The sequence below is a fragment of the Pseudomonas sp. GD04058 genome, from assembly GCF_029836855.1.
Classification (GTDB): domain Bacteria; phylum Pseudomonadota; class Gammaproteobacteria; order Pseudomonadales; family Pseudomonadaceae; genus Aquipseudomonas; species Aquipseudomonas bharatica.
Map to the genome: position 1 here is coordinate 36,969 of NZ_JAOECN010000036.1, position 13,470 is coordinate 50,438.

The following is a 13,470-nucleotide window of genomic DNA, read 5'->3' on the forward strand; positions in this document are numbered from 1 at the left end:
CCCATGGAACGTATCCCGATCCTGCAAATGGGCGAGTACCTGCTGGTGACCATCCAGGTCGACATGCATGACCAGCTCGCCCTCAACCTCCAGGAAGACCTGGCCGAACGCATCAGCCGCACCTCGGCCAAGGGCGTGCTGATCGACATCTCGGCGCTGGACATGGTCGATTCCTTCATCGGCCGGATGATCGGCACCATTTCCGGGCTTTCGCGGATCATGGACGCGCAGACCGTACTGGTGGGCATGCAGCCCTCGGTGGCGATCACCCTGGTCGAGCTGGGCATGACCCTGCCGGGGGTCAGCACGGCGCTGAACGTGGAGCGCGGCATGCAGAAACTTCGCGACCGGGTGGAACGCTCATGAACCTGCGCAGCAGCGGTACCCAACCGGTACGCCTGGAACAGGACGTGGTCCTGGCCCGGCAGACCGCGCGCAAGCTGGCCACCGAATGCGGCATGCGCCTGATCGACCAGACCAAGCTGGTCACTGCGGTCAGCGAGCTGGCACGCAATACCGTGGTCTACGGCGGTGGTGGCGATATGGACTGGCAGGTGCTGGAAGATATCGGTCGCGTCGGTCTGCGCCTGAGCTTCCGCGACCAGGGCCCGGGGATCCCCGACGTGCGCCTGGCCCTGACCGACGGCTGGACCTCCGGCGGCGGCCTCGGCCTGGGCCTCACCGGGGCCCGGCGCCTGGTGGACGAATTCGACCTGCAAACCGCGCCCGGCGAGGGCACCTGCGTGACGATCACCCGATGGACTTGAGCGTTGAAGGATCGCCGACCCTGGTGGTGGCGATCGAAGAAGATTCCCAGATCGGACATGCCCGGCGTACCGCGCAGAAGCTGGCAACGCAGCAAGGGCTGGACGAAAGCGATGCCGGGCGTGTCGCCCTGGTGACCACCGAACTGGCCAGCAACCTGTTGAAGCATGCCGCCCGCGGCGAGTTGCACCTGCGCGCGCTGCCCCATCCCGAAGGCGCAGGCATCGAGGTGCTGGCCGTGGATCGTGGCGGCGGCTTCGATCGCGACACCTGCCTGACCGATGGCTATTCCACCCGGGGTACCCAGGGCATCGGCCTGGGCGCGGTGGAGCGCCAGGCCGATGTCTTCGACATGTATGCCGACCAACGCGGCACCGTGCTGCTGGCGCGCTTCTACCGCAACGGCGGCCCGGGCAAGCGCAAGCGCGACCTGCGCTTCGGCGTCAGCCATCATTCGCTGCTCGACGACCCGGCCTGCGGCGATACCTGGGAACTGGTGGTGCGCGGCGCGCAGATCAGCGCCCTGGTGCTGGACGGCCTCGGTCATGGCAGCGAGGCCGAACAGGCCGCCCTCGCCGGCCGCGCCGCCTTTGCCCGCACGCCCTTCGCCGACCCCGAGCGCCTGGTTGCCGACATGCACGAAGCCATGCTCCACAGCCGTGGCGGCGCCGTGGGCATCGCCCAGTTCGACGGGGTACGGGACGACCTGCACTTCACCGGCATCGGCAATATCGCCGCCAGCCTGGTCAGCCCGGAGAAAAACCGCGGCCTGACCTCCCATCCGGGCATCGTCGGCGCCCAGTACCGCAAGGTGCAGACCTTCGACTACGCTGGGGTAACCGGCAACCTGCTGATCCTGCACAGCGACGGCCTGCAATCACGCTGGAACCTGCGCGATTACCCCGGCCTGCTGCAGCGCCACCCGGCGGTGATCGCCACCGTGCTGCACCGTGATTTCAACCGTGGTCGCGACGACGTGACCGTTCTGGTGGTGGCCCTGGAGACCGTCGATGACTGACCTGTCCAACCTCAATGCCGAACAGCGTGCGCTGTTCGAGCGCCTGCAGGGCGAGGCCGATGCCTTGCGTGCCGAACTCGACGAAACCAACCAGGGCGTACTGGCCCTGTACTCCGAGCTGGACACCCAGGCCGAACAACTGCGCCAGGCCTCGGACCTGAAAAGCCGTTTTCTCTCCTACATGAGCCACGAGTTCCGCACCCCTCTGGGCTCGATCCTGAGCATCACCAGCCTGCTCGCCGACGAGCTGGACGGCCCCCTGAGCCCCGAGCAGCACAAGCAGGTGGCCTTCGTCAGCACGGCCACCCGCGAACTCAGCGACATGGTCGACGACCTGCTCGACCTGGCCAAGATCGAAGCCGGACGCATCACCATCTCACCGGGCTGGTTCGACATGCTCGACCTGTTCTCTGCCCTGCGCGGCATGTTCCGGCCGATCGTCAACAGCACCAACGTCGACCTGATCTTCGAAGAGCCCACCGGCCTGCCACGGCTCTACACCGACGACAAGAAGCTCGCGCAGATCCTGCGCAACTTCATTTCCAACTCGCTGAAGTTCACCACCAGCGGTGAGGTACGGGTCTCCGCCAGCCTGGAAGGCAACGACCGCATCCGCTTCGCGGTCAGCGACACCGGCATCGGCATCTCCCCGGAACTGCACGGTGCCCTGTTCGAGGACTTCTCCCAGGTCGACTCGCCCCTGCAGAAACGCCTGCGCGGCACCGGCCTCGGCCTGTCGCTGTGCAAGCGCTTCGCCGAGCTGCTCGGCGGCCAGGTCGGGCTGTGCAGCGAACCCGGGGTCGGCTCGACCTTCTTCGTCATCATCCCGCTGGCCATGGCCACGGAGGCCGTCGATGAAACGTAACCTGCGCCTGCTGATCGTCGATGACAACAGCGCCACCCGCTACGCCCTGCGCCGCCGCCTCGATCGCCAGGGCTACACGGTGCTGGAGGCCGGTACCGGGGGCGAAGGCCTGGCGCTGATCGAGAAGGAGCGCCTGGATGCGCTGATCCTCGACGTCAACCTGCCGGACATGAGCGGCTTCGATATCGTCCGCAACCTGCGCGCCGACCCGCGTACCGCGCTGTTGCCGGTGATCCACGTGTCGGCGGCGTCGATCCAGACCGGCGACATCATCACCGGCCTCGACGCCGGCGCCGATGCCTACCTGATCCACCCGATCGATCCCGACGTGCTGCTCGCCACCCTGCGCACCCTGCTGCGGGTGCGCGACACGGAAAACGCCCTGCGCGAAAGCGAGGCGCGCTTCCGCGAGATCTTCGCCAATGTCTCGGCGCCCATCGCCGTGCTCGACGCCAGCCTCAACATCCATGAGTGCAACCATGCCTTCACCCAGTTGCTCGAAGGCATCAAGGCCCCGCAGACCCTGGACGCGGCGCTGAAGGACAACGACGCCTCGGTGGTCGGCGAACTGCGCCTGCGCCTGGCCGAAGGCGAGCGCTGGAAAGGCACCCTGAACATGCGGGTCAAGGGCGAGCTGCGCGAAACCGAGTGGCAGATCTCGCCGTACCGTACGCCCGGCTCCAGCCTGGTGTTCGTCGAGGACGTCACCGAACACCGCCACCGCGAACGCTCGCACCGGGCCCAACTGGACGATGCCAACATCCAGCTGGCCAAGGAAGTCGCCGAACGGGCACGCACCGAGGAGCAGCTGCTCCAGGCGCAGAAAATGGATGCCTTGGGCAAGCTCACCGGCGGCATCGCCCATGACTTCAACAACATGCTCACCGGGATCATCACTAGCCTCGAATTGATCCGCAAGCAGGCCGGCACCCAGGCGTCGCCCAAGCTGCAGATCTACGCCGAGGCGGCGCTCAACTCGGCCACCAGCGCCGCCGCCCTGACCCACCGCCTGCTGGCCTTCGCCCGCCAGCAACCGCTGGACACCCGGCCGGTGGACATCAACGAGCATGTGCGTTCGCTGGAAGAGCTGCTGATCCGCACCATCGGCGAACGCATCGTGCTCACGCTGGAACTGACCAACCAGCCGGCCATCGCCCTGGTCGACCCGGTGCAACTGGAAAGCGCGGTGCTCAACCTGGCGATCAACGCCCGCGATGCCCTGCCCCAGGGCGGGCATATCTGGATCAGCACCTACGCCGCCTATTCACGTGGCAATCCGAAAATGCAGGACGGCGCCTATGTCTCGCTGTCGGTGCGCGACGACGGCATCGGCATCGACCACAGCGTGATCGACAAGGTCTTCGAACCCTTCTTCACCACCAAGCCGCTGGGTCAGGGCACCGGGCTGGGGCTATCGACCATCTACGGTTTCGCCCGCCAGTCCGGCGGCGATGCGCATATCCGCAGCGTCATCGGCCGTGGGACCGAAGTGACCCTGCTGCTGCCGGCCGGCAGCGACGTACCGGACCTGCCGCCGGAGCCGCAGGGCAGCGTCGATCCCCAGGGTCAGGGCGAGCATATCCTCATCGTCGAGGACATGGCCTCCGTGCGCCTGTTCGTCAGCGAGGTGCTGCTGGACGCGGGCTATCGCTGCACCACGGTGGAAAGCATCGAGCTGGCCCTGGAGCATCTGCAGCGCGACGCCTCCATCGACCTGCTGCTGACCGATGTCGGCCTGCCGCGCATGAGCGGGCGGGAACTGGCGGACGTGGCGCGCGGTTGGCGGGCCGGGTTGCCGGTGCTGTTCATGACCGGTTATGCGCAAACCGCCTTGAACCGCCAGGCCTTCCTCGCGCCGGGGATGGACATGCTGTTCAAGCCGTTCCAGATCAGCGAGTTGCTCGAGAAGGTACGGCGGGCACTGGAAGGTTGACGGGCATGCTGGCGTGAAAAAGCGGCCGGCATGCACCCTCCGGAATCTGACCAATCAGTCACGAAATTCCTCGACAACCCGCATTTCCGGGCACTTGCTCAGCACGCAACGCTATTTGGCGGGATAAAAAACGCCGAAATAATCATTTGCGATTTGCCCAGCCCGCAACTATGGTTCGAGCACCCGGCGCTCACAAGGAATTGGTACCCGTTGCCAGTGAGCCGCCAGCCACCACTCAGGGAAGATCACCATGGCGACTCGCGATTTCGTTCGAGCTGTGCGTCACGCTTTTCTCATGCTGGCCGTGCTCGCCGCCGTGGCGACCACCCCGGCCCTGGCCGCTCCCCAGGCGCTGCTGGCCGAGGCCCAGGCCGACATGAAGGCCCTCGACGCCGAGGTAAAACCGGGCATCCCGCACCGCCTCGACCTGGCCAATCCGCTGCATTACCGCTACATCACGGAAACCTTCAAGCGCGCCGGAAAAACCCCGGAGAATTCACCGCAACTGTTCCGTACCCTGGAAAACGGCCGCGACATCGCCACTGCCGCGCTGCAGAAGAACGCTACCCGCCCCAACCGGGCGCTGGCCGTCAACGCCGCCGCCAGCGACGGTATCCAGAACCTCAACTTCATCGCCACCTTCTCCCAGGACAACGGCACCGGCAGCAGCCCGGCCAAGGCCCGGGCGACCCTCTCGGCCACCCAGCCGGGCTACCAGGCCACGGGTATTTCCTCGGTGGCGGGCGGCACCACCTCGACCTCCATCGTCATGGAGCTGTACGAAGTCGAGACCGGCAAGGTCTACGCCACCAAGTCCGGCAGCCAGTTCAGCCAGGGCACGGATTTCCGCGTGCAGGTCGAAGGCCAGGTGCCGGCCGCCGACGGTAACCCGACCACCCAGGCCAAGGGCCTGTTCTATTACTACCCGGCCAATGCCGGCCCGACCGATCCGCCGGTGGTCTACGTGCAGACCTTTCAGGACACCCTGAACCCCACCAGCGCCTGCCTCAACCAGCCCAACTACTGCGTGCGCAACGCCAGCGGCAACTGCACCGGCAGCTACGAGACCAGTTGCACCAACACCAAGGCCAACACCACGCCGATCAAGCTGTGCTGGTACCGCGGCAGCCAGCAGGAATGCGATTACTGGAACTCCACGGCGCACCCGACCAATTTCGTCTTCCCGCTGTCGGGATCGGCCACCTTCGCCAACACCGTGGTCTCGCCACCGGCCGGGGTCACCTCGATCTATATCCAGAACCCCGCCGGCGGCGGTTGCAACGTGTACTTCCAGCAAGGCACGGTGCTCGAACAGCAATACTGGACGGCCAATGGCCAGACCATCTCGTGGAACTACCCGGCCTCGGCCTTCCCCAACACCGGCAACTGCATCAACTACTACGACGGCACCGCCGCCAACCTGTGGGTCACCGCCTATGTCGCGCTCAACGGCAGCCAGGGCCAGGAGCCACCGTTCGGCACCCTGAACTTCACCAGTGACCGCACCTACCTCGGCACCCCGGGGGTCAACATCATTCCGCCGCTGTACATCATGCAGGGCTGCCTGGCCGAGGGCACCGAGATCACCCTGGCCGACGGCAGCAAGCGCGCGGTCGAGGCCTTCACCGGCAAGGGCGGCGAGTCGGTGAAGAGTGCCGACGGCAAGACCAGCGAGGTACGCGGCACCACCCAAGGCACCGAGCCCCATCCGATGATCCGCATCAAGACCGATGCCGGCCATGACCTCCTGGTGACCCGCACCCACCCGATGATCCTCGCCAACGGCCTGCCCCTGCAGGCTCGCTACCTGCGGGTAGGCGACGAACTGGCCAGCCTGGAGGGCAAGGCCCGGGTCACCTCTCTGACCCTGGAAGACTACAAGGGCAAGGTGCACAACCTGCTGACCCAGCCCTATCCGACCTCCGGTACCTACTACGCCGGCGGCCTGCTCACCGGCGACGCCAACATGCAGCAGTCGCTGGCCTCGGTGGGCGAACGCACGCCGCTGCGCAGCCGCGCCGAAATCCGCGCCAGCCTGCCCAAGGAATGGCTGCAGGATTTCGACAACAGTCCCGACCCGTGACGCCAGCGGGGATGGGTCCGCGCGCATCCCCCGACGCCCTTCATTGTCCGGCTTCCTCTTTCCAGCCCTTCTTCCGGAGGCTCGCATGGCCGCCCACGCACAAGCGCAAAACAACACCGATCCGGTCATCCAGTCCGCCATCTACGACGGCAACAGCGTACGGGTGACCTGGACCCCGTCGAGCGATACCGGGGTCACCGGCTATATCATCCAGCTTGCCTGGCTGGGTGGCGGCGAGCCGGTGATCGCCTACCAAAGCCAGGTTTTCCAGGGCCAGAACACCGGGATCGGTAACCTGCCCCTGAGCCAGCCGCTGAATACCGACGTCGCCTGGCAGGTGGTGGTCCAGGCGCAGTGGGGTGGCAGTTCCGGGCAGAACAGCGCCCCGGTGCTCCTGCCAACGCTGGCGCCGACCCTGGACGAGGCGCTGTACGACGGCCATGCGCTGCAGGTGACCTGGCAACCTTCGTGGCAGGCGGCGGCCGGCTACGAGATCGTGGTGGTATCACAGAGCATCGGCACGACCTACAGCATTCCCGTCAGTGGTACCGGGGCCCGTTCGGCAGTGGTCGATAACGCCCAGCTCGGCGGCGGCCTGGGCGACAACTCGGAATGGGTGGTGTACGTCGCTGCGGTCGGTGCCAACAGTGCCAGCGCGCGTTCTGCCGCCGCGAGTTTCCCGCCCGCTTCGATGGTCCGTCCGGTGCTGGGCAAGACCAACCTGTACCGCGACGGCAATCGCATCATCGCGCGCTGGACCGGCAGCGGTGCCAGCCAGATCGTCGGCTACCGCCTGAGCGCCAGCGATGCGGCCAGTGGCACCCGCTACAGCGTCGAAGTACCGGGGGCCAACGCCAACAACGCCACCCTCGCCCTGCCCGCGCCCCTGGCCGACAGCGCCAGCTTCCAGCTCTCGGTGACGGCGTTGACCGCCAGCGGCGCCGGCCTGGTCAGCCCCCTCGCCGCCATCGTTTCGACCCGCCCCGTGCTGACGGCAGCGGACTACAACGGCAGCGCCCTGAAGCTCGGCTGGGTGATCCCCTACAACCCGGCGGTAACCGGTTACACCTTGCAGGCCCTGTCGCTGTCCAGCGGACAGAGCTTTTCCGCCACGATCAGCAACGCCGGGGCCACCTCGGGCAGCATCCCTCTGGGCGCACCACTGGACACTACCCAGGCCTGGGTGGCGCAGATCATCGCCAACAACGCCGGCGATGGCGTCGGGGCCGAGGGCGAACTGCTGCCGCTGATCACCGGCAGCGCCAGCTTCACCACCCTCGTGGTCAGCGCCGATGGCGGCAGTCTCGATATCACCTGGCAAGCGCCGGCCTCGCTGACCAGCCCGGAGCTGACCACGGTCAGCCTGCTGCTCGACGGCACTGTCGGCAGCAGCTTCGCGGTCAATGGCAATACCGCGCGCCTGGTCCTTCCGGCCAACGCCGCCGGTGCGGCGCTGAGCGTCGGCCTGGCACCGGCCAGGGGCGTGGTGCGCAACACCAGCACCAGCGCCCTCGGCGTCCCGTTGGGCATCCCGCAGATCAGCGGCTGGGACACCGATGCGGTGAGTGGCAGCGGTACCCTGAGCTGGGCCGCGCTGAGCGGCGCGCCCGGCTACCGCCTGAGCCTGCCCGGCGGCCAGCATCTGGACCTGACCGGCACCAGCACCACCCTCACCCCTGCGCAGTTGGCCAGCGGCGGCAATCCGGCCCTGGTCACCCTGCGCAGCGCCGGAGTGGTCGATGGCTGCACCCTGGTCGGCCCGGTCAGCGCAGCGTTCGCTCTGGCCACCACGCCGGTGCGGGATGTGCGGGTGGATTACGACGGTGCCACCCTGAGCGCCCGCTGGAGCGCCGTGAGCGACGGCCAGAGCTACCGGGTATCGGTGCTGAAAACCGTGGACGGCACGACCTCGGTGGACCAGGCCTTCACCTCCAGCGCCGGGGTGCTCGAACAAAGCTGGGCCTATACCCCGGGCAACCCGGCGGCGGGCCTGAGCGTGGTGGTCCAGGCCAACCAGCCGGTGCTGGGCATCGCCAATATCGGCCCGGCCAGCCAGGCCCCGGCCCTGTACCGCAGCGCCTTCATTCCCTCGGCACAGGCCGCCTCCACCAGCTTCCCGCACCTGATCCCGGCGGCAGCGCTGAGCACCGCCCTCAGCGGCACCGCACCCGACACTGCGCTGACCCTGTACCTGCCGCAGATCGGCAAGACCGGCAGCCTCGCCAACCTGCCCATCAGCAATGGCCCGTTCACCCTGTCGGCCGCCTCGGGCAGCACCTACCCCTACAGCCTGGCGATCGCCTCCGGCGGCACCGATTCGCCCTGGACCTTCGACACCCAGCCCATCCGCAGCGGCCTGCTCAAGGCCTACGTGGCCTTTCTCCAGGCGCTGGAAAGTGCCGGTGCAGCCGCCTGGGGCATCATCGCCGTGCAGGACGCCCTGGCCCGGACCATGCCACAAACCTTCGAGGAGTCGCTGTACTACGCCTTCGGCCTGTCGTTCCCGTCGCCCGATACCGGCGCCACGCTCGGCTCGGTGGACCTGCGCCCGGGGATGATCCTGCGGGTCGCCGCAAGCCCGTTCCAGACCATTTCCCAATCGACCTCGGATTTGAAGTGGAGCAACGGCTACGTGACCGGGCCGACGGTGGACTACCCGGTGGGACAGTTCGTCGACAGTTCCGGCGGCATCAGCACCGGTTGGGACTCGTTCATCGGCCAGCTGGTCAGCGGTGGCGCGCTGTCGGTCAACCCGCCCCCGTCCCATGACACCACCCAGCAAATGGGCGGCGTCGCCGATGCCGCCGACCTGTACTTCCCGGCCTTCGTCACGCCGTTCTACCGGCTGTTCTCGCCCTCGGCGCTGGCCAGTGCCAGCGACCCGGCGGTAACCACCACGACCAACAACTTCACCCTCGCCGCCGCCCCCAGCTTCACCGCCCTCAGCAGTGCCGGCAATGTGCCGGGCGGTAGCGTGCCGGTCGCCTATTTCCGCGGCCGCGTGGTGCCCAGGGCATGCCTGCGGGTGACCCTCGACGGCACGCCGCTGGTGGTCCCGGTCGGTACTACCGTGGCCAACCTGCTGGCCCAGGCCGGACGCATGCCGGTGCCTGCATCGCTGCCGGTGCAGGGCGTGCAGTTGTTGCGTGGACTGGGCGCGGCGGTACTGGCGGCAAACGCGCCACTGGGTACCACGGCCTGGCCACTGCGCCTGGACTGGAGCGGGCTGGGCAACTACGGCCCGGGCTGGACGCAACTGTCCGTGCCGCTGCTGCCGGGTGACAGCGTCACCACCCGGCAGCCCTGACCCTTCACCGCCTCGCGACAGGGAGCCGTCATGAGCGTACCGGTGTTCGAGCAAGTCACGGCGGGCCTGTACCGCCTTTCCACCCTCGCCGAAAGCGGGCTGGAGGCGTATTGGGCTGGCTATCTGGCCAGCCCCGGCAGCGACCTTGGTGCCAGCGCCAGCCTGGCGCAGACCTGGGCTGACCTGGGCGGCGCCTACCTGTTCCTCGGCAGTGCGCCGGCCGATCCGGCGAGTTTCGTCAGCGACCTGCGTGCCCTGTGGCCGCGCCTGTCGCCCAAGGGCTGGCTGCGCCTGCTGTGGATCAGCAACCCGGCGGACCCGGCCAGCCAATGGCAGACCCACGGCATCGACGCCCTGCCCGCCAGCGCCGGCGACCCGGCCGGGACCTGGCGCGTGGTCCGCGACTCGGCATGCACCCTCGGCGATTACGCCGTGACCGTACGGGGTGCGACCCTAGTCGAGGCAGGCGGCGACAGCCTGCTGTTCGCCGCCAGCGGCCTGGCCTTCAACGCCCCTGGCGGAATCTATGCGCCGCTCGAGACGCAGTGCCCGCTACCACTGGCCGGCGGACAGCTCGGCTGCCTGACCTTCGGCATCCGTGCCGGCAATGGCGGCAGCGACGACGCCGACGACATGCAGCGCCTCGGCGTCATGCTGCGCTACGGCGAGGCCGATGCCGACAGCCCGGTGGGTGAAGTCAGCATCATCGACATGCCACTGTTCCGCCAACTGGATGCCACGCCCTTCGACCTGACCCTGGCCTTCGATCCACTGAATCCGGAGTTGCCGCAGCGCAGTGCGCTGGTTTTCGTCACTGCCGGGAACCAGGCACCGACCCTCGGCTTTGCCCAGCTCAGCAATACCGGACATGCCACCCAGGCCACGCCCCGCGCCGGCAGCGGCGACCTGCCGGACGCACGCCTGAGTTTCGGCCGCACCCCGCTATTCGACGCCCCCGATGCCGCCAGCGCCAGCCTGGTCTGGCACCTGGCGCCGGATGGCCTGTTCGACCTCGGCACGCCCCAGCAGGCGCGCAGCAGCGACGGCAACACCCGCCTGATCCTCGGTGTTTCCGGCACCGAGAGCGTAGTGCTGCCGCAGGATGGCACCTCGCTGCTGCTGTTCCAGGCCAATGGTGCGGCCTACCTGCCGCCCGCTGTCGAGGATGCCGGCGGCAGCACCCTGAGCGATCTCGGCACCACCGCCTGGGCCACCGTGCTCTCCGATGGCGGCAATGGCCGCAGCTACGAAGCACAACCACCGCGCTCGCCGCTGTTCAACGCGGCGCGGGTACCGGTGGCGGGCTTCCTGGCCTACCTGAACATGAATGCCGCCACCTTGCCGACCCTGCAGGCCAGCCAGCAGAGCCCGCCAACGGTGTGGCCCATGGGTGTGTACGGGCGCATCGCCGCCAGCGCCATCGACCAGGCCGCGCGCCTGGAGGACGCCGCCCTGGCACCGACCCGGCGCACCCTGATCGGCCTGCCTCCACTGGACACACCGCGCCTGGCTCCCACCGGCCGGCTGCGCCTGGGTGTCCAGGCCAATGCCGCGGATACCCCGCCCTTGGGCGTCACCCCCAGCGGCCTGATCGCCGTGCTCGACCAGGCGCAATCCGCCTGGGCCGGGGTGCTGTTCGCCAACATGCCGCAATCGGATACCGGGCAACTGATCCTCACCGAGGTCAAGCCGCCTTTCCAGGCGGCCCTGCAATCCAACCAGCTGTTCATGGTGGTGGCCGATGTCGAGACCTTCATGGACCAGGGCAGCTCGGTGGCCTACCAGTTGACCGCCGCCAACGCCGTCCCGCGCCTGCTCGCCGCCGGGGTGCCGGTCGCCCAGGCCCAGGCGATCGACACGGCGCTGAAGGCCCTCGGCTACCCGGAATTCCCCAACGAAGCCGCCTTCGATGCAGCGGTCGCGGCCAGTGCCGGCGACTACCTGGCCCAGGCCCAGGCAGCAGCGGGCCTGCTGCGCGCGGACATCGAAGGCTGGACCTTCCAGCTCTCGCCGCGCAGTTGGCGCAGTGACGCCCTGACGCCGACCCTGATGCTGTTCAAATACTGCGGCCGGGCCATCACCGAGCTGGTGGCCGACACCGGCGCCTGGTCCTGGCCGGAAGTGGCGCAGGCCCCGGACGGAAGCCTGGCACCGACCCGGGCCGCCCTCGACGCGGTGATCGCCAAGGCGCGCCTGGCCGTGCTCGACCCCGACATCGGCGAAGCCGATCCGCTGGTGCTGTTCTACCACGAGGTGCTGGACAACCCGCAGTGGAACGGCGTGCTGTTCCTCAATGCGCCGATCGACTTCCAGGACATGCCCTCGGCCCTGCGCTTCATGGCCGCCGGGGTCGACCGTTCACGCTTCTATGCCCACCACATCGGTTTCTCGCTGACGCCCTACACGCCGCGCGGCGGTGTCATCGATCTGGGCCAGACCGCAGCATTCGGCCTGATCGACTACAACGACCCGGACGACCTGGTGGCCTCCACCACCATCCCCTTCGGCTACAAGACCCTGTCCATGCGCGTGCGCTTCGACAACGCACGGGTGGTGGACTTCTCCGCCGAAGCCGAGCTGATGGTCAACCGCCTGTTCGCCTCGTGGCTGGCCAAGGTCGACCGCGCCCGCGGCAACAACCTGATCCTTACCGGCAGCTACCAGCGTATCGGCGGCCAGCCCAGCTACTCGTTCAGCCTGCTCGGTGACAACGTGTTCCAGAGCAATGGCGCGGCGCTGTCGTCCATCGATATCCGCGACTGTCGCCTGGAAACCGCCGCCGCTCCGGTGGACGGCCTGCTCACGGCCAACTTCGTGTTGTCCGGCCGCCTCGGCTTCGTCGAGATCCCCGGGTTCGACCTGTTCGGCTATGGTGCCGGCGACCTGGTCAATGGCTACCTGAGTTTCCAGGGCCTGGTGGTGGCGATGTCCTTCGCCATGGAGGACCCGTCCGCGCAGCACTTCACCTCGGGCGAGGCCGGGGTGGGTTTCGACACCGGCCCCGGCGCCTCGCTGGCGCGGCCGGCGTCGCTGGTGGAGAACTTCCCGCTGCGTCTCGACGGCCTGGTCGCCGCTCCCGACCTGGCCCCGGCCGGCCAGCCGCCGCAAGGGGCCACCCCGGAAAGCCTCGGCTTCACCTCGATCGGCGCACCGCTGGACCAGCAGCCGCTGGCCGCGCCCTGGTTCGGCCTGAGCCTGGCGCTGGACATGGGCACCCTCGGCGCCCTCAGCGGCGCCATCGGTCTGAAGATCACCCTGCTCGCCGCCTGGGGCCCGGAGCCGGTGGCCGGCGAACCGCCGGTGTACCTCGGGATCAAGCTGGGCATGTCCAACGCCCTCAACGGCAGCCTGCCCTTGCAAGGCGTGCTCAAGCTGGGCTTTCGCAACTTCCTTTTCGAAACCTGGCGCGACAGCGACAACCGCCTCAATTACCTGCTGCGCATGCGCCGCTTCGCCCTCTCGGTGCTGGCCTGGAGCTTCCCGCCGGGCAATGCCGACC

Annotated in this window: 8 protein-coding genes; all 8 read left to right on the forward strand. The window is 68.0% G+C overall.

The window, feature by feature from the left end:
• Positions 1 to 3 precede the first annotated feature (3 nt).
• A complete protein-coding gene (locus N7650_RS22965; RefSeq protein ID WP_009401527.1) occupies positions 4 to 366 on the forward strand; it encodes an STAS domain-containing protein in 363 nt (120 codons plus the stop codon).
• Positions 363 to 767: an anti-sigma regulatory factor gene (locus N7650_RS22970; protein ID WP_009401528.1), complete on the forward strand. Its 405-nt coding sequence runs from the start codon at positions 363 to 365 to the stop codon at positions 765 to 767. Before N7650_RS22965 ends, N7650_RS22970 begins: the two co-directional genes overlap by 4 nt.
• The gene (locus tag N7650_RS22975) at positions 758 to 1,783 is read left to right on the forward strand and encodes an ATP-binding protein (RefSeq protein WP_279900156.1); all 1,026 of its coding nucleotides are present in this window, start codon (positions 758 to 760) and stop codon (positions 1,781 to 1,783) included. Before N7650_RS22970 ends, N7650_RS22975 begins: the two co-directional genes overlap by 10 nt.
• Positions 1,776 to 2,648 (forward strand): ATP-binding protein, encoded by an 873-nt coding sequence (locus tag N7650_RS22980; RefSeq protein WP_279900159.1) that lies wholly within the window; start codon positions 1,776 to 1,778, stop codon positions 2,646 to 2,648. The genes N7650_RS22975 and N7650_RS22980 overlap by 8 nt, the downstream gene beginning before the upstream one ends.
• Positions 2,638 to 4,581 (forward strand): response regulator, encoded by a 1,944-nt coding sequence (locus N7650_RS22985; protein WP_009401534.1) that lies wholly within the window; start codon positions 2,638 to 2,640, stop codon positions 4,579 to 4,581. The genes N7650_RS22980 and N7650_RS22985 overlap by 11 nt, the downstream gene beginning before the upstream one ends.
• A gap of 250 nt (positions 4,582 to 4,831) precedes the next feature.
• Entirely contained in the window at positions 4,832 to 6,664 is a 1,833-nt protein-coding gene (locus tag N7650_RS22990; RefSeq protein ID WP_279900161.1) for a Hint domain-containing protein, read from the forward strand.
• A gap of 85 nt (positions 6,665 to 6,749) precedes the next feature.
• Complete coding sequence (locus N7650_RS22995; protein WP_279900163.1) at positions 6,750 to 9,971, forward strand: hypothetical protein; 3,222 nt, start codon at positions 6,750 to 6,752, stop codon at positions 9,969 to 9,971.
• Positions 9,972 to 10,001: 30 nt separating this feature from the next.
• Positions 10,002 to 13,470: hemagglutinin protein (locus N7650_RS23000; protein ID WP_279900164.1), on the forward strand; the 3,469-nt coding region annotated here is incomplete at its 3' end.

Bases quoted from the DNA above. Each gene is read 5' to 3' on its own strand.
- N7650_RS22975 (WP_279900156.1), top strand. From the start codon at position 758: ATGGACTTGAGCGTTGAAGGATCGCCGACCCTGGTGGTGGCGATCGAA.
- N7650_RS22970 (WP_009401528.1), top strand. From the start codon at position 363: ATGAACCTGCGCAGCAGCGGTACCCAACCGGTACGCCTGGAACAGGAC.
- N7650_RS22995 (WP_279900163.1), top strand. From the start codon at position 6,750: ATGGCCGCCCACGCACAAGCGCAAAACAACACCGATCCGGTCATCCAG.
- N7650_RS22980 (WP_279900159.1), top strand. From the start codon at position 1,776: ATGACTGACCTGTCCAACCTCAATGCCGAACAGCGTGCGCTGTTCGAG.
- N7650_RS22965 (WP_009401527.1), top strand. From the start codon at position 4: ATGGAACGTATCCCGATCCTGCAAATGGGCGAGTACCTGCTGGTGACC.
- N7650_RS22990 (WP_279900161.1), top strand. From the start codon at position 4,832: ATGGCGACTCGCGATTTCGTTCGAGCTGTGCGTCACGCTTTTCTCATG.
- N7650_RS22985 (WP_009401534.1), top strand. From the start codon at position 2,638: ATGAAACGTAACCTGCGCCTGCTGATCGTCGATGACAACAGCGCCACC.